Genomic DNA, 17,029 nt, shown 5'->3' with positions numbered 1-17,029 from the left:
ATGCAAGAAGAGTTAAACCATCAGCCATTAAGTTTATGGAAGCAAATTAAAGAAGATTTTATTGTCCCTAAACTCAACGACCCCGCTTTAGATTCAAGTTTAGAGTTACTTTTTAACTATCCTGGTGTTTGGGCTATTATTAATTACAGAATTGCTCACCGACTGTATAATAAAAATTGGAAAGTACTCGCTCGATTCATCAGTGGTCTCAGTCAATTTTTAACCCATATGGATATTCACCCTGCTTGTACTATTGGAAGAAGAGTTTTTATAGACCATGGTATTGGTGTGGTCATTGGAGCAACAGCAATTGTTGAAGATGATGTACTCATTTACCAAGGAGTAACCTTAGGTGGAGTAAGTTTAAATAAAGGGAAACGACACCCCACAATTAAATCAAACTCAGTCATTGGAAGTGGCGCGAAAGTTCTTGGAAATATCACCATCGGAAAGAATTGTAAAATTGGAGCAAACTCTGTTGTTATTTGTGATGTTCCAAAAAATTGTACGGCAGTAGGAGTTCCAGCTAAAGTCATTAAACGTGAAGATCAAAACAATAAACTCAACCATGCTGATTTACCTGACATCAACAAAGAGATGTTTGAATATCTGTTAAAACGAGTGGCTGTTTTAGAGCATGCCATTAAAAAATTTGATGGCATTGACTTAAGTGACGAAGACAAAGAGTTGGAGTGCATCTATAAAAAATTTATTTCCGCAATGAATTCGATTAAGTAATGATAGCCGAACTGCTTTTATTTGGAACATTTGCTGGGTTTATCTCTGGCTTTTTTGGCGTTGGCGGGGGAATGATACTCGTTCCAATACTGCTTTTTGCTGGTTTTGATATGAAACATGCCGTTGCCATCTCTATTATGCAGATGGTTTTCAGTTCAATTTTTGGTTCATTCTTAAATTTTAGACACAATCTCTTAAAAGTAAAAGATGGATTAATTATTGGTATTGGAGGCTTTTTAGGAGGTCTGCAAAGCAGTCTGATTTTAAAAACATTTTCAAGCCTTACCTTGCAACATCTTTTTATTGTCGTAGTTGCTTTTGCCATTTATAAAGTGGGATTTACAAAAACAAGCGATGCCCTTGACAACCATGAAAACCACAACCCTTTTATGCTCTTTTTTATTGGTTTTATTATTGGAATGATTGCCATGAGTATTGGTGTGGGAGGTTCTATTATGCTCACACCTGTTTTGGTTGGTTTTTTATATTATAACATTAAAGAAGCAACTTCTTTAGCACTTTTCTTTATCATATTCAGTTCTATTGCGGGATTTGTCTCACTCTCTTTGGGAGGTCAAATGCTCTATTTTGAAGGAACTGTTGTTGGAATTGCTTCATTGGTGGGTGTCTTTTTTGGGATTAAAACCAAAGCCATTATCACAATTAAATCGTATAAAAAATATACGATGATTATGTATATTCTTATCTTTGTCGCTATGTTATATAAAACATTTATATAACATAGTTTCTCTTTTTGCCTCCAAATCAATTGTTAAAATTTCCTTTTGCTTATTATCATTATTTAAACCATTTACTTTAACTTTAATAAACACTTTGATTGGATATAATAGCCACTTTATATAAGGACAAGAATGACTGATAAAATCAAAATATTCAATGCTAAAGAGAATAATTTAAAAAATATTAATTTAGAAATTCCAAAAAACAAACTGATTGTTTTTACAGGACTCAGTGGCTCTGGAAAATCGACACTGGCGTTTGATACTCTCTATGCTGAAGGTCAAAGAAGATACATCGAATCGCTCTCAGCATATGCAAGACAATTTTTAGACAAAGTAGGAAAACCTGATGTCGAAAGAATAGAAGGGCTCACACCTGCTATTGCCATTGATCAAAAAACAACTTCTAAAAATCCTCGTTCAACTGTGGGTACAATTACAGAAGTCTATGATTACTTAAGACTTTTATATGCAAGAGTAGGAAAACAACACTGCCATCAATGTGGAAAACCCATTTCACATATGAGTTCATCAGATGTCATTGAACAAGTATTGAGTCTTCCTGAAGAGTCAAAAATTGTCATCTTATCTCCTTTAATTAATCGTAAAAAAGGAAGTTTTGCTGATTTACTCGATGCTTTACGAAATAAAGGGTATGTCCGAGCCATGATTGATGGTGTCATGGTCAGACTTGATGAAGATTTTGAATTGGCAAAAACACAAATGCACACCATTAAAGTGGTCATCGACAGAGTGGTCATTAAAGAAGAAAATCGACAAAGAATTGCTCAAGATGTAGAAAAAGGTCTCAAAGAGAGCTTTGGTGAACTGGAAATAGAAGTGATGAATCATAATGAAGTGGGACTGCAAGAACAACACATTCACTACAGTGAACACATGGCTTGTTTTGATTGTAAAATCTCTTTTGAACCACTGGAACCCTTAAGTTTTTCATTCAATTCACCCAAAGGAGCTTGTCCATCTTGTGATGGATTAGGTATTCGATACACCTTAGATATGAAAAAAATCATTGATGAAGAACTCACCATTGAAGATGGTGCAATTAAAGTCATTTATGGCTTTAACAAAGGGTACTACTTTAAAATGATGAAAGCCTTTTGTGAAGCGGCAAAAATTGATACCCATACCAAATTTGTGGATTTACAAGAGCATCAGAAAAAAGCCATTTTACATGGGGGAGTAGAAGATGCTCAATTTCTTTGGAAACGACATAAACTTACTAGAAAATGGGAAGGTATCATCAAAATTGCTTATGATATGATCAAAGATGAAAAAGATTTGGGCGATTATATGACAGAAAAGAGTTGCAGCGATTGTGGAGGGAACCGATTAAAACCCTCTTCTCAAGCTGTAAAAGTTGCCAAAAAAACACTTCCAGAAATTATCTCAATGCCCATTGAAGAGTCCCATGCTTTTTTTCAAGATGAAAAAAACTTTGAATATCTCAATGAACAGTTTAAACTCATTGCTGCACCCATTTTAAAAGAGATAAAAGAGAGAATCTACTTCTTATATGATGTGGGATTAGGCTACATCACTCTAGGAAGAGATGCACGATCAATTTCAGGAGGAGAAGCCCAAAGAATAAGAGTAGCTTCACAAATTGGTTCGGGATTAACAGGGGTCATGTATGTTTTAGATGAACCCTCTATTGGTCTGCATGAACGAGATACCAATAAACTCATAAAAACACTTCGAGCCTTACAAGAAAAAGGCAATACCGTTATTGTTGTTGAACACGATAAAGAGACCATTCAAGCAGCTGATTTTATTGTTGATATTGGTCCAGAAGCGGGTAAATATGGCGGAGAGATTGTTTTTGCTGGAACATTAGATAAAATGAAAAAAGCCAAAACACTTACTGCACAATATATGACCGGTAAGAAAAAAATTGATTACTATTATGCTCGACCACAAGAAGAGTTTATTGAAATTCAAAATGTAACACTCAATAATATCAAAAATTTAAGTCTGCAGATTCCTTTAAAAAATCTTTGTGCCATTACAGGAGTCAGTGGAAGTGGAAAAAGTTCATTGATTTTACAAACCCTACTCCCTGTTGCAAAAGAGTTATTGAACCATGCGCGGAAAGTGAAAAAAGTTGATGGAGTGAGCATTGAAGGTTTAGAAAAACTCGACAAAGTAATCTATCTTGATCAAAGCCCAATAGGAAGAACACCAAGAAGTAATCCTGCAACCTATACCGGACTTATGGATGAGTTAAGAACCCTATTTTCTAAAACCAAAGAGGCACAACTTCGTGGTTATGCCATTGGACGATTCTCTTTTAATGTCAAAGGTGGACGATGTGAAAAGTGTCAAGGAGAAGGCGAGATTAAAATAGAGATGCACTTCTTACCTGACATTATGGTCAAATGTGATGATTGTCATGGGAAACGATACAATGCACAAACTTTGGAAATTTTATACAAAGGAAAATCCATTGCAGATGTGTTAGACATGAGTGTAAGTGAAGCCTTAGAGTTTTTTGCTAAAGTTCCAAAAATCAATGCCAAACTTGAAACACTCAATGATGTGGGGTTAGGATATATCACGTTAGGACAAAATGCCGTTACATTAAGTGGTGGAGAAGCACAAAGAATCAAACTCTCTAAAGAGTTAAGTAAAAAAGATACCGGAAATACGCTCTATGTTTTAGACGAACCCACTACGGGACTACACTTTGCAGACGTAGATAGATTGACAAAAGTACTTCACCATTTAGTGGATTTGGGCAATTCTGTTTTGGTCATTGAGCACAATATGGATGTGATTAAAAATGCCGATTGGATCATTGATATGGGTCCAGATGGGGGAAATAAAGGTGGACTCATTGTGGATACGGGAACACCAAGTCAATTGGCACAAAACCATAAAAAAAGTGGTTCATATACAGGCTACTATTTAGAAAAAGAGTTGGCTGAACTTAAACGATGAGTGCCATTAAACAATTTATACAAGCGGTGCAAAATCATGAATTTGCACCGGCACATGAAATACTTGAACACGATTGGAAAACCTTTAAACAACAAGGTGAAATCAAAAAAGCCAAAGCTTTGCAAGGCTTAATCAATGGTACAACAGCTCTTGCTTTATATATCAAAGGAAAACCTGAAAGCTTTAAAAAAGTTTGGGCAACGTTTGAAAAATACCAACCCCTTCTGGACGAAATTGAACTTCAAGAACACGATGCTTTTTTTCAAGCACGCGATTTACTTATTCAAAAAAAAGATGAACTCATTAAATAATAACTAAAATTATTCAAGTAATCAATCTGTAATTCCTCTTAGATATAGTTCCTCTCTTAATTAATGGAGATGAAATGAATATATTAAATAATATTTCAGTTAAAGCAAAACTGAGAATTTTTTCTGTCATATCTGTGGTGGGATTAATGCTTGTAGTACTCATGATGATTTTTATGTTTTACTCTACTGATAAATACAAAACCTTAGGCTATGATTTACTCAAACTGCAAAAAAATATCACAGAACTGAACTTAAACATTGAAAACTATTTTTCAAACAGAAACGTAGATGCATACAACACAACGTATAAAAAAGTAAATCTTGCCATAGAAAAACTTCATCAAGAGATGAATTTACTTAATCTGTCCGATGCCAAACTTGAAAATTCAAAAAAAGAGATTGAAGCCTTAAATAAACTCTTTTTAGAGATTGTACAAGATAAAGAGCAAGTAGATGAGTATTTACTTCAAATGCAAAAAAGCAAAACCACCATCAATAAACTTTTCGAAAAAAATTACGATTACAAACTGTTACAATATATGATGAAGTTAGAACTCTATGAAAAAAACTTTTTACTTTTTAAGGAGATAGATTTAAAAGAGTTCAATACCATACAATTTAAAATGAGAAGATCTGTTCGAGCTTCTGCAAACTTTACAACGGACAAAGAACTTCAAAAAATTATCAATGAAGCTTTGATTTTATATAAAGATATGATGGGCAATATTGTTGAAGTTGAAAAAAGAATTGGCAAAGATATACACAGTGGAAAACTGCAACAAATGGATATCTCTATTCAAAATGTCAGTAAAAGCGTGAATACAAACTTAACGCAAATTGACACAGTGGTCAATAATAAAATTGCCATGCTCATTAAAATTCTTATATTTATCTCAATTGCCATGATAACCATTGAACTCATATTGGCATACATCATGTTTGATACCATTAATAACTCTCTAAAAAGTGTTAAAAATGGGCTGAATGAGTTTTTTGATTTCATCAACTATAAAAAAGAGAGTATCTCAAAGATTGAAGTTAAAACCAAAGATGAATTTTATGAAATGGCGCTTGAAATCAATAAAAATATTGACAACAGCATTAATACATTGGAAAATAACAAACAAATCATCAATGAAACCAATGACATTATTCACAAAATCTCAAATGGATTTTTCTCTTATCATATCAATGAACAACATATCATCTCTCCCGATATGAAAAAATTGGTCACGTCAGTGAATTTAATGATTTTACAAACCAAAAATAAATTTGATATTATCATGAATGCTTTAGAGAACTATGGTGAGTATAATTTTAATTATCAAGTCGACCAAAATGCCTTAAAAGAGAGACTCAATGGAGATTTTGGTTCTTTGGTTGCCAGCACAAAACTCATTGGAAATAATATTTCAGAATTTTTAGCCATGATTATGAATACCGGAGATCAACTCAATATTGATACTACAAAACTCAATACTACTGTAGAAAAATTGACAAACAGTTCAAATAATCAAACTCTCTCTTTAGAAAAGAGTGTGCAAACTTTAGAAGATATTACCAATACCATTAATCAAAATACCAACAACAGTAAACAGATGAGCATATTGGCTTCAGAAGTTTCAACATCAACAAACGATGGTTATACACTGGCAACAAAAACCGTTGAAGCCATGAATGACATCACCAATGAAGTCACTTCTATTCATGAAGCCATTGATGTCATTGATAAAATTGCCTTTCAAACCAATATTTTAAGTCTGAATGCTGCCGTAGAATCAGCAACGGCAGGAGAAGCGGGCAAAGGGTTCGCTGTTGTAGCAGCAGAGGTAAGAAATTTAGCCAATCGTTCAGCAGAAGCGGCAAAACAGATTAAAAGTTTGGTTGAAAAAGCCAATGAAAAAACTGCATCGGGGAAAAATATTGCACAAAATATGATTGAAGGGTACAAAAAATTAAGTGAAAAGATTCAAAATACAACAACGTTAGTACAAGAACTTGAAATATCATCTAAACTGCAACAAGAGGGAATCAATAAAATCAATCAAGAGGTTACTGTTTTAGAAGACAATGTAAAAATAAACAATAAAAATGCTCAAGATATTAACAGCTTATCCATAGAAATAACCCAACTCTCTCAAAAACTTTTTGAAGCAGCATCAAAATCAAACTACAATATTCATGTTCGAGAACAAGTGTGCGATGTTGATTTGGTGTATCAAACCGCCAAACTCAAAAACGATGTCATTCGATTTAAAAACAATCATTTTACTGCACTTAAAGAGTATAAAAATATCACTGTACAAAACCATGAAAAAACACTTTTAGGAGAGTGGATTATTGAACAAGAGCAAAAAGATAAAAAGTTTATCAACGCATCTATCTGGAGTGAATTAAAAGCATTAAATATCGAATATGCACAGATTGTTCAAGAGTATATCACCAAAAGTGCACAAAAAGTACAAAACAGCGAACTGGTTGAAATTTCATCCAAAATTGAAGAACTGACACTGCATATATTTAATCAACTCAATGCCATTAAAATTCTCAATTGTAAATAAAAGTTAACACAGTATTTATTAATTTAATCTTGCCTATAATATATAAAAATAAGAAAGAAATTTAATGCAAGAAGTCAAAGAGAAGCCACTGTTTTTAACTGTTTACACTCTTTTGGCACTTCTGTTTCTATCGGCTAATTCACTGCTATGTAAATTGGCATTTCTTAATGAAGGCATTGATCCCTTCTCTTTTTCAGCCATAAGAATTTTCAGCGCGGCACTCTCTCTTTTTATTTTACTTCAATTTAAGACAGACTCCAAACCCTTAGAAAAAGGAAATTGGTTGGCTGGTTTTATGCTTTTTTTATATGCAATCACTTTCTCTTATTCATATGTTTTAATTGATACAGGCATTGGGGCTTTAATTCTTTTTGGAGTGGTTCAAATTATTATGATTACGTTTGCTGTATTAAAAAAAGAGCAAATCAACTTTTTTAAAATTTTAGGAGCAATAATTGCATTTATAGGGTTAATTTATCTGCTTTTGCCCACAAAACATGAACAAGTTTCTTTAAAAGGTGCCCTCCTTATGGCCATTGCTGGTATCGCATGGGCCATTTATTCTATCATAGGAAAAAAGACGCAACACCCCTTATCGGTGACATATTCAAACTTTTTAATGGCATTTGTCTTTATTTTCATATTAAGTTTTTTTGTATCTGTTACTGGAAATATTCAAATGTCCAGTTTTATCTATGCACTTATCAGTGGAGCCGTTACTTCAGGTATTGGTTACGTTCTTTGGTATGTGGTAGTCACTAAAATTGAGACATCAACAGCAAGTATCATCCAACTTACTGTACCTATTTTAGCAACCTTAGGGGGAGTTGTTTTTCTCAAGGAAACACTTACCGTGCAAACAATCATAGCTACTGTTGTGATACTCAGTGGGATACTGCTTTCAACAATAAGTAAAAAAAATGCCGCATAAAGTGTAGCTTAAAGAAGGAGAAGATAAAATCATATTAAATATTATAAAAGGCAATAGGTTAAACAAAATATGACCAAAAATGAAAAGAGCGTACTCGAACAATTTAGTTACGAGCATATTTTAGATAACTTAGCAAAATATGAACTTTATTATCAAATCTCCTTAGAATATTTGGTTCAACAAACAGAATTTGACAAAGATTCAGCTTTAAAAAAACTTGAAGAGATGGCGTTAGAAATTGAACCTGAAAATGTCTTTTACACCATCATTGCAATTACAAGAAACTGCAATAATACCAATACGTGTAAAGCAAACTTTGAAAATGAACTTCAAAAACACGCATCAATTAATGCACTTGAAGATTATGTCAAAAAAGACAAAGAGTTGATTCATCCTGAAATGTTCTTAGAAGAGACGGTAGAAAAGATAAACAGTGGAAACTTTTTTAATGAAAAAATGAAAGCATTTTTTGACGAAGAGTATGACAATATTCTAATCAGATGGCAAACAATAATTACAGAAAAACTTGCAGAAAATATAAAAGAGATTGCTCAAAATATGCTCTAAATTCTTACTTATGCAATATTATCGTTTGACAAACTGATCAAGTACGCTTTTAATTTCATCATCTCATCTGTTGGATATTGCGCAACATAATCGCTTCGGTTGACTTTTACATAAAAATCTCGACTTTCTGGATTAAACCCAAAATTGACATTTGAAATTATAAACTCTACCTTAGGCGCTTTTTGAGGAGTTGAAACTTCACTTGCAGCTTGTGCATTTACCTCTTTATTGGTCTCTGGATTGTTAATATTTTTATTTTTAACTTCTTCATTTAATAAAGAAATTTTATCCGTTTTTTGAACTGTGTCAACTTTTTTTTGTGAAAAATTTTCAAACTGCTCAAACTTTGGTATATTACCTACTTCCATAATAGCCTCCTTTTAATAGACCATCCCCATCCTTATATTGTCATTATAACTCTACAACTCTTAAATGAGTCATAACTTTATAAACTAATTTTATACTCTTTTTCTTTTTCAAAAAAAATTTATATTACTTTTGTCCAAATAGACATATTTTATTGTATAATATTGCATTAAATATTAAGGAGTAATACTTGGACGAAAATTCCCAGAGGCGTAAGTTAACTATGAATGAGGTAACATGGATATTTTAATTTTACTGTTCATATTAGTTATCAGTGTTTCGTTTTTGTGTTCTATATTAGAGTCAATTATATTATCTACAAACATCTCTTATATTTCGATATTAGAGAAAAACAATCCTGCTAGGGGTGCTTTACTTAAAAAACTTAAAGTAGATATTGATAAATCAATCGCATCAATTTTGATATTAAATACCATTGCCAATACTTTAGGTGCAACGGCCATTGGTGTTCAAGCTCAAACCGTCTTTAAAGGTGACAGTAACTTAGTTCTGTTCGTTTCCGTTGTACTGACTTTTGCGATTTTATTTTTTGCAGAAATTATTCCCAAAACCATTGGTGCCATTTATTGGAAACAGTTAGCTCCCGTGGCATCTGTTATCATTAAATATTGCATATTTTTTACCACACCCATTATCATCATAACTCAGTTTGTAACAAAAAAAATCTCAAAAGGAAAAGATTCGTGTGACTCTATTTCAAGAGAAGAGTTACTGCATTCAACCCTATTAAGTGAAGAAGAGGGAATTATTGGTGATTTAGAATCCGATATTATTGAAAATACCTTGACCTTACATAATATTAAAATCAAAGAAATTTTAACACCAAGATCAGTAATGTATACCATGCAAAAAGATATGAGAATCAGAGATATTTTAGATGACAAAAGAACCTTTAAATTCTCTAGAGTTCCCGTGTATGATGAATCTATTGACAATATTGTTGGTGTTGTTTTAACGAAAAAACTCTTTAAACAAGCGGTAAATAATAAAGATGCAACAATTGAATCTATCATGTTCCCTATTTTTACGTTAAATGAAAACATTCCTGTTTCAAAAGCACTGAATATCTTTATTAAAAAACGAGAACATATGTTTTTAGTTTTGGATAATTATGATCAAACAGAGGGTATTGTGACGCTTGAAGATTGTATTGAAACCCTACTTGGGCTTGAAATTATGGATGAGTCTGATACTACTGCAGATATGAGAAAATTAGCGCTTCGACAGATGAAAGCAAAAAGAAAAGAGAAAGAAAAAGAGAACGGTAAAGACAAAGAGAAAGTAAACGAAAATAAAGAGTAAAAAAAGAGAGTGAACTTTTTTTACTCAGACGTCTTTTGTTCCTCTTTTTTAAGTTTTCGTATAATTGATTTTTTGACCGATTCTACAACAAAATTTCTATCTGAACTGTTTATATTGGCAATTTGTACATTACAATGATTGCAGACAAACTCAGTTTGAGATAACAAATGATCATACACATAATTGACCTCTTGATTGCATGTTGGGCATGAAGGGGTTAAATGTAAAATGTGTTTATCTTGCGTCCAATCCCAATTCCATTTAACATTATAAAAAATGTCTTCATTGTATTGAAAAAAATCTGGTGCATTAAATTTAAAAATGACATCAATCAACAGATGCACACAAGTCGATGATGCAATCGTTAAAGACAAAATCATGATTATATTCTCTGCACGATACTCATGTGAATACAAAACAATGACGATGCTCAAAACAATTGAAAAAACGAACCAATAGCTGAATTTATTTATTTTATTATTCATTATTTCTCTTTATATTAAGTTCTTAATTTTAACACAAAATTAGTAATAAAATGGTAATATCAAAATAAAATAGAAGCGTAATAATGTTAAAAGATTTTTTAAAAAGTTTTAAAAGTATGGTTATTTCAACTCTTGATAGCAATACCAACCCCTTTACAAGTTATGCACCTTTTGTCTATTCTCAGGAAAAATATTATATTTTTATCAGTGATATTGCAAAACATTCACAAAATTTAAAAGCACACAAAGAGCTTTCAATTTTTTTTATTGAAGATGAACAAGAGTGTGAAAATATTTTTGCAAGAAAACGCGTTGTTTTAGAGTGTAGTAGCACACTTATAGATAAAAAATCAGATACGCATAACGCTATTCTCAATCAGTTTGAAGCCACTCATGGTAAAACCGTTAAAATGTTAAGAAAAATGAGTGATTTTAATCTTTTTGAGTTGAGTGTAAAAAAAGGAGAAGCGGTATTTGGTTTTGGGAAAGCCTATGATATTACAAATGATTTAACCCTAATACCAAGAGATTCAAAAGGACACAAATAGTCTTGCAACACACCAGAGAAGTATGCTACAGCTGTTATCGTCCTCAAACAAGCTGCATGTGTGAATACATTAAACCCATGGAAACAAAAACTCGATTTGTACTTTTAATGCACCCAAAAGAGTTCAGAAAAACAAAAAATGGGACAGGACATTTAACCCATAACTCCTTGCCCAATTCAGAAATGTATGTGGGAATTGACTTTACAAAACACAAAGAAGTGCAAGCCATTATCAATGATGAACAAAATGAGTGTTTTATGTTGTACCCTCATGAAAAAGCACTCAAACTCAACCATGAAAAAATTAAAACCCAAAAAAATCTGGTTATTTTTATTGTAGATTCAACCTGGCCTTGTTCAAGAAAAATTTTAAGAGTCAATCCCAAACTGCAAGCAATGAAAAAAATAAGTTTTGAAAATGAGAGTAGCTCAAAATTTTATATTAAAACCCAACCCAATCTTTATTGTCTTTCAACCATAGAATCAACCCTTTTTGTCATTCGCCTGCTCAATAATCAAGGCATTGAAACGATTACAAATAGGAGTTTTGAAGAGTTTTTACAACCTTTTGAAAAAATGGTGGAGTATCAATTGGAGTGTGCCAAAGAAGAGGCCATACGATACAAGTAGCTTATACGAATTTAAACCCTACTTTACAAAGCTGTTTGATATCTTCACTGAGAAGTTCATGTTCATTTTTTAATATCTTGGTAATAAATCGCACTTCGGCATTGGTAAATCCGTCCAACTCTTTATCTTTGATTTTTATCTCATTTTTGGCACTGTAAAATCGTTTTAATTTGCCATTATTTTCTTTGATATAATAGACCAAATCATAAAGTTTGGTATTGATTTTTTCTAACGTAACAATAATGCGTTTATCTTTTGCTTTTAAATCATATTCAGGAAAAAGTTTTATAAATTCAAGTTCAGACATAAATCCAATATAGAGTTTTGAAAAAATATCGAAATAAATTCCCAATTGCTCTGATTTAAAAAAATTCAAATCCACTTTAAATCTTGGATGGCTTCTTGACTTTTCTAAAATATACTCTAAGGTTTGAAAATATTGAAATTTTTCATATTTAACTTTGTACGTTTGAATAAATTTCTTATTTCGTGGAGTAAAGATATGTTTTTTTTCTCTGCAATCAAAAATGATATGTTTGACAAATTCATCATCTTCTAAATCTTTCGTAATCCATACAGTGCAATAAGAAGGAAACTTTGAAATCCCTTTTGAACCCTCTGTTAATACTATCAATGCACGTATGATTAAATGTGGGAAAAGCATTTTTAACAAAGCTTGTTTTTTAAGCAATCGTTTGATCAAACTCTCTGTTTTTTTAGATGTACTCATTTCAACAAAATAGAGGCTATCTTCTGTAAAAAAAAGTGCATCAAATTCACTGATATCTTTATACGCACTTTTATAAACAATTTGTGAACTGCTGTCAATCATCAATCCACTTTTATAAAATTTTTGGGTCTGTTGCTGGTATGGGCCTTTAAGAATAAATCCTGTAATTAATGGCTCATTGGCTGCATACTGAACCAAATGTTCATAAATAATATTCTCAAATATTTCACCTTTAAAGCTGGTGTATGAGGCAATGAATGAAGGTGAAGTTTCTGGTTCATTTCGTTTCATTAAATTTTTTATATTTTTTACGGTATAAGTATAGTGAAAGAGATTATGTTTTATCTTTTCTAAGTTTAATTGAGCGATATCGTCGTTTATTTTAAAATGATGCAAGTTATTTTCTTATAATATGTTATTTTTACTCTTAATGTAATATTTAGATTATAGCCAAAGAGAATTCGTTTGTAAAGAAAAGTGGCTACTTTTGAGTATTGGATTAAACAAAGCAAAGTTTTATGCCCATAATCACACTAAATATAAAAGGAAATTCATGAGAAAATCAATTCAAATACTCATTTTTATCACGCTTTTTAATCTCTTAAGTTATGCAAAAGATGTCGAACTTTTTTTAGAGAACAATCATGTCAATAGTGGTTCAACAGCACTTCTTTATTTAAACTCTTCTCATGTTTTAAAAAACCCCAAACTAACTTTTGAAAAATTGAATATTGACTTTGCCCCGCACCCAACTTTGCCTAATGGATATTTTGCATTTATTCCTGTTGATTATTATACTCCATTGGGTTCTTATACTGTTATTGTTTCGTATAAAGAAAATGGGAAAAAAAGATTCAAAGCGGTTACGTTAAACGTCACAGATGCACATTACAGCAGTGAAGTCATTAACGTAGCAAAATCTAAGGTTGAACTCAATAAAAAAGATAAAGAAAGAACAAAAAAAGAGTATGAGGAGGCAATGAGACTTTACCATTATATTTCATCAAAGAAATTCACCACTTCTTCTTTTATCAATCCATTAAACACCCCTATTACAAGTCAATTTGGAACCAAACGTGTTTATAATAACACCATAAAAAGCTATCATTCAGGAACCGATTACAAGGCACCCATAGGCACAAAAATTTATGCCACTGCATCAGGTGTTGTTAAAATGGCACAAAACAGATTTTATGCTGGAAACTCCGTTGTTATTGATCATGGCTATGGCGTATATTCTGGCTATTATCATTTAAGTAAACTGCTTGTGAAAAAAAACCAACACGTTAAACAAGGTCAACTCATAGGAATTTCGGGGGATACAGGAAGAGTAACTGGGCCACATTTACACTTTTCATTTAGGGTTCACGGCATTCAAGTCAATCCTTTAGAGTTTTTAGAAGTGGCAAATAAACTTCAATAAGTAAAAGATTTATCCCTGTGTTATTTGAAATACAATGATTAAAATAATGAAACGAATATAGGCATGATTTTGCTGATTTTTATTTTATTTAAATGTTATTCAGATAAAATATCAAAAAATCTGATATTTTTTTCTCTCTGCAAAGGTCATTCTGATGAAAAAAACTTTTAAAAACTACATTTTTTCCAGTCATATAATTTTAGTCTCAGTGATATTTCTCATCTGTTTTATTTTCAGTACCTATTTACATACCGCACTGACAAAAAAAGAGGCCATCAAACACGCCGATACCATCTCTAATCAAATCTTCTCTTCCATGTATCAAATCATGAGAAAAGGTTGGAGCAAAAATGATGTTGAAGTCTTCATGAACTCCATCAAAGAAAATTTTAAATCAAGCAGCTACACCATTCATATTTACCGAAGCAATAAAGTGAAAGAACTTTTTGGCGAGGTCAAAGAGAGCACAAAAGATAATATATTATTAGACCTCTTAGACGGGAAAGATGTGCCTCAACTTAAATATTTTGAAAATGACGTTGTCAGAAATATTTTGCCACTTAAAGCCAAAGCAGAGTGCCTTACTTGCCATACCAATGCTAAAGTTAATGATGTTTTAGGGGCCATTGAACTTAAACAAGATTTGGAGTACATCTTTGCAGAATCAAAATATAAATTCATCATATTTTTCCTCATCATTATTCCTATTTTTTATCTTGTTGCCTTCATCTCTTCACGATATACCAGCAAAAAAGTAACGTCAAAATTGGTACTTTTTAAAAATAAAGTTGAGAGTATCAACTCCATTAAAGATTTTAAAGCGTTTAACTCAAAAGATATTGATTTATATTTTTATGAACTCAATCAAGTGGTCACCCAAATCGATACTATGGCGAGTAAATTAAAAAAAGTTGCTGTAGATAAAGAGTTACTTGAGTTTGAAGTACGTTTATTGGATAAGTTTATCATCACTTCCGATGTAGTTAAAGATTGGAAAGAGTATATTTGTGATTTACTCATTGAAATCAATCAAGTTATGGATACGTATACGCTGATGACTATTTTCAGAGTAGGAGATGATCAATTTGAAGTTGATATTTTTTGGCTTGGTGTACCCGAAGAGAGTGCAAAAATTCATTTTGAAAACTATATGAATGCCAGTATCCGAAGTTCATCACACTTTGAGGGCATCACAGACTTTACAGTCAAACATATTGTTGCCAATAAAACGATGAACTTGAGCAATCTCAAAGAAGAAGAGATAGAGTATCGTTCAAAATCACTCTTTTTAGATACGCCAAAAATTGGTGGAATTGTAGGAATTGGACTCCAATCTGTTTTTGCAACAGATCCCGTACGATATATTGTTATTGACTCTATTTTAACCACCATGGCCAATTTGGTTGGTTCAATTAAAGCCATTAACAAATATACCCAAGATTTAGAGTATTATGCCGCAAGAGATCCATTAACTGACCTATTTAACCAAAGAGTCTTTAATGACCTCATGGCATATGAAGTTAAACGAGCCAAACGACATGAATACTCTTTTGCTTTAATGATGATTGACTGTGATAACTTTAAATCTATCAACGACAGTTATGGGCATGCCTTTGGTGACACCTTTTTGCAAAAAATTGCCGAAATACTCATAGAAGAGAAACGAGATGAAGACATTGTTGCACGATATGGAGGTGACGAATTTACCATTATTCTTCCTGAGTGCAGTGAAAATGGTGCCATTACCGTTGCCAATCGAATTTTAAAACGCATTGAAAATGAAACACTTATCTCTCCAACAGGAACAAAAGTAAGTCTCACCATCTCTGTTGGGGTAAGTGTTTATCCTGATCATACGCATTCACAAAAAGATATGTTTACCATTGCTGATTCAATGATGTATCAAGTCAAAGAAGAGGGGAAAAATTCAGTTAAAATGGCAACGGAGCATGATATTTCAATTATTTTAAATGAGAAAAAACATAAATCTTCATTGCTTCTTGACGCATTACGAAATGAGAAAATCATCCCATATTTCCAACCCATTCAAATGTCAAAATCAAATCAAGATGGTTTGGTTATTCATGAGTTGCTCATGAGAATTGATCAAAATGATAAACTCATTGCTGCCTATGAATTTATTGAAATCGCAGAGTCAATGGGCTTAATTAATAAAATGGATTTGATGGTCATTGAAAAAGCTTTTGCACAAATTAATGCATCACACTATGAAGGAATATTGTTTATCAATCTCTCACCAAAATCATTGGTTGTGAGTGATTTTATCAATAAAATCAATAATTTGGTTGAAAAACACAACATCAATAAAGAGAAAATTGTTTTTGAAATTACCGAAAGAGAAACAGTCAAAAACTTTTCATTACTTGAAAAATTTGTACAAAACCTAAAAGCTGAGGGGTATAAATTTGCCATTGATGACTTTGGTTCAGGGTTTTCATCGTTTCATTACATTAAAAAATTTCCAATTGATTACTTAAAAATAGATGGGGATTTTATTATCAATATCAATAAAGACAGCAAAGATAAAGCATTTGTACACAGTATGGTCACCTTAGCTAAAGAGTTGAACATACAAACCATTGCTGAGTTTGTAGAAAATGAAGATATTGAAAAAATATTAGATGAAATGCATGTCGATTATTATCAAGGTTACCATATAGGAAGACCCTCTGAGAATTTTAAACAGTTAAAATAGCCG

At 32.0% G+C, this 17,029-nt stretch carries 15 protein-coding genes; 12 read left to right on the top strand and 3 right to left on the bottom strand.

From position 1 onward, the window contains the following. The 7 genes from cysE to ACNI3C_RS09710 all read left to right on the top strand — a co-directional run bounded on the left by cysE (window position 1) and on the right by ACNI3C_RS09710 (window position 8,806). Window positions 1–738 (top strand): serine O-acetyltransferase, encoded by a 738-nt coding sequence (gene cysE / locus ACNI3C_RS09740; RefSeq protein ID WP_419769615.1) that lies wholly within the window; start codon window positions 1–3, stop codon window positions 736–738. Further along, window positions 738–1,478: a sulfite exporter TauE/SafE family protein gene (locus ACNI3C_RS09735; protein ID WP_419769614.1), complete on the top strand. Its 741-nt coding sequence runs from the start codon at window positions 738–740 to the stop codon at window positions 1,476–1,478. Before cysE ends, ACNI3C_RS09735 begins: the two co-directional genes overlap by 1 nt. Before the next feature lie 132 nt (window positions 1,479–1,610). Then, a complete protein-coding gene (gene uvrA / locus ACNI3C_RS09730; RefSeq protein ID WP_419769613.1) occupies window positions 1,611–4,436 on the top strand; it encodes an excinuclease ABC subunit UvrA in 2,826 nt (941 codons plus the stop codon). After that, window positions 4,433–4,747: a DUF309 domain-containing protein gene (locus ACNI3C_RS09725; RefSeq protein WP_419769612.1), complete on the top strand. Its 315-nt coding sequence runs from the start codon at window positions 4,433–4,435 to the stop codon at window positions 4,745–4,747. Before uvrA ends, ACNI3C_RS09725 begins: the two co-directional genes overlap by 4 nt. A 74-nt stretch (window positions 4,748–4,821) precedes the next feature. Next, window positions 4,822–7,308, top strand: coding sequence for a methyl-accepting chemotaxis protein (locus tag ACNI3C_RS09720; protein ID WP_419769611.1), 2,487 nt, complete (start codon window positions 4,822–4,824; stop codon window positions 7,306–7,308). 64 nt (window positions 7,309–7,372) lie between these two features. Continuing rightward, window positions 7,373–8,239 carry a DMT family transporter gene (locus ACNI3C_RS09715; RefSeq protein WP_419769610.1) on the top strand — a complete coding sequence of 289 codons (867 nt, stop codon included), beginning with the start codon at window positions 7,373–7,375 and terminating at the stop codon, window positions 8,237–8,239. 69 nt (window positions 8,240–8,308) lie between these two features. Further along, complete coding sequence (locus tag ACNI3C_RS09710) at window positions 8,309–8,806, top strand: hypothetical protein (protein ID WP_419769609.1); 498 nt, start codon at window positions 8,309–8,311, stop codon at window positions 8,804–8,806. An 8-nt stretch (window positions 8,807–8,814) separates the two neighbouring features. Here ACNI3C_RS09710 and ACNI3C_RS09705 read toward each other — a convergent pair whose 3' ends face one another. Then, window positions 8,815–9,174 carry a hypothetical protein gene (locus ACNI3C_RS09705; protein WP_419769608.1) on the bottom strand — a complete coding sequence of 120 codons (360 nt, stop codon included), beginning with the start codon at window positions 9,172–9,174 and terminating at the stop codon, window positions 8,815–8,817. A gap of 235 nt (window positions 9,175–9,409) precedes the next feature. Here ACNI3C_RS09705 and ACNI3C_RS09700 point away from each other — a divergent pair, with 235 nt between their 5' ends. Beyond that, window positions 9,410–10,495: a CNNM domain-containing protein gene (locus tag ACNI3C_RS09700; RefSeq protein ID WP_419769607.1), complete on the top strand. Its 1,086-nt coding sequence runs from the start codon at window positions 9,410–9,412 to the stop codon at window positions 10,493–10,495. Window positions 10,496–10,515: 20 nt separating this feature from the next. On the opposite strand, the gene ACNI3C_RS09695 is transcribed toward ACNI3C_RS09700, so the two are convergent. Next, the gene (locus tag ACNI3C_RS09695) at window positions 10,516–10,980 is read right to left on the bottom strand and encodes a hypothetical protein (RefSeq protein WP_419769606.1); all 465 of its coding nucleotides are present in this window, start codon (window positions 10,978–10,980) and stop codon (window positions 10,516–10,518) included. Between the two features lie 83 nt (window positions 10,981–11,063). Here ACNI3C_RS09695 and ACNI3C_RS09690 point away from each other — a divergent pair, with 83 nt between their 5' ends. Both ACNI3C_RS09690 and ACNI3C_RS09685 read left to right on the top strand, forming a co-directional pair. Continuing rightward, window positions 11,064–11,528, top strand: a complete 465-nt coding sequence (locus ACNI3C_RS09690) for a HugZ family pyridoxamine 5'-phosphate oxidase (RefSeq protein WP_419769605.1) — start codon at window positions 11,064–11,066, stop codon at window positions 11,526–11,528. A gap of 2 nt (window positions 11,529–11,530) precedes the next feature. Beyond that, window positions 11,531–12,157 (top strand): tRNA-uridine aminocarboxypropyltransferase, encoded by a 627-nt coding sequence (locus ACNI3C_RS09685; RefSeq protein WP_419769604.1) that lies wholly within the window; start codon window positions 11,531–11,533, stop codon window positions 12,155–12,157. 1 nt (window position 12,158) lies between these two features. On the opposite strand, the gene ACNI3C_RS09680 is transcribed toward ACNI3C_RS09685, so the two are convergent. Next, window positions 12,159–13,283, bottom strand: coding sequence for a hypothetical protein (locus ACNI3C_RS09680; RefSeq protein WP_419769603.1), 1,125 nt, complete (start codon window positions 13,281–13,283; stop codon window positions 12,159–12,161). Window positions 13,284–13,440: 157 nt separating this feature from the next. Here ACNI3C_RS09680 and pgp3 point away from each other — a divergent pair, with 157 nt between their 5' ends. After that, window positions 13,441–14,310, top strand: a complete 870-nt coding sequence (gene pgp3, locus ACNI3C_RS09675; protein ID WP_419769602.1) for a peptidoglycan metallopeptidase Pgp3 — start codon at window positions 13,441–13,443, stop codon at window positions 14,308–14,310. Window positions 14,311–14,464: 154 nt separating this feature from the next. Further along, a complete protein-coding gene (locus tag ACNI3C_RS09670; RefSeq protein ID WP_419769601.1) occupies window positions 14,465–17,026 on the top strand; it encodes a putative bifunctional diguanylate cyclase/phosphodiesterase in 2,562 nt (853 codons plus the stop codon). Window positions 17,027–17,029 lie beyond the last annotated feature (3 nt).

Source organism: Marinarcus sediminis (SeqCode) (assembly GCF_048571275.1).
In the GTDB taxonomy this organism is placed as follows: Bacteria; Campylobacterota; Campylobacteria; order Campylobacterales; family Arcobacteraceae; genus Marinarcus; species Marinarcus sediminis.
This window is presented reverse-complemented; position numbering and strand designations above follow the sequence as displayed.

Coding starts and splice junctions, on each gene's coding strand:
- cysE (WP_419769615.1), top strand. CDS start 1: ATGCAAGAAGAGTTAAACCATCAGCCATTAAGTTTATGGAAGCAAATT.
- ACNI3C_RS09735 (WP_419769614.1), top strand. CDS start 738: ATGATAGCCGAACTGCTTTTATTTGGAACATTTGCTGGGTTTATCTCT.
- uvrA (WP_419769613.1), top strand. CDS start 1,611: ATGACTGATAAAATCAAAATATTCAATGCTAAAGAGAATAATTTAAAA.
- ACNI3C_RS09725 (WP_419769612.1), top strand. CDS start 4,433: ATGAGTGCCATTAAACAATTTATACAAGCGGTGCAAAATCATGAATTT.
- ACNI3C_RS09720 (WP_419769611.1), top strand. CDS start 4,822: ATGAATATATTAAATAATATTTCAGTTAAAGCAAAACTGAGAATTTTT.
- ACNI3C_RS09715 (WP_419769610.1), top strand. CDS start 7,373: ATGCAAGAAGTCAAAGAGAAGCCACTGTTTTTAACTGTTTACACTCTT.
- ACNI3C_RS09710 (WP_419769609.1), top strand. CDS start 8,309: ATGACCAAAAATGAAAAGAGCGTACTCGAACAATTTAGTTACGAGCAT.
- ACNI3C_RS09705 (WP_419769608.1), bottom strand. CDS start 9,174: ATGGAAGTAGGTAATATACCAAAGTTTGAGCAGTTTGAAAATTTTTCA.
- ACNI3C_RS09700 (WP_419769607.1), top strand. CDS start 9,410: ATGGATATTTTAATTTTACTGTTCATATTAGTTATCAGTGTTTCGTTT.
- ACNI3C_RS09695 (WP_419769606.1), bottom strand. CDS start 10,980: ATGAATAATAAAATAAATAAATTCAGCTATTGGTTCGTTTTTTCAATT.
- ACNI3C_RS09690 (WP_419769605.1), top strand. CDS start 11,064: ATGTTAAAAGATTTTTTAAAAAGTTTTAAAAGTATGGTTATTTCAACT.
- pgp3 (WP_419769602.1), top strand. CDS start 13,441: ATGAGAAAATCAATTCAAATACTCATTTTTATCACGCTTTTTAATCTC.
- ACNI3C_RS09670 (WP_419769601.1), top strand. CDS start 14,465: ATGAAAAAAACTTTTAAAAACTACATTTTTTCCAGTCATATAATTTTA.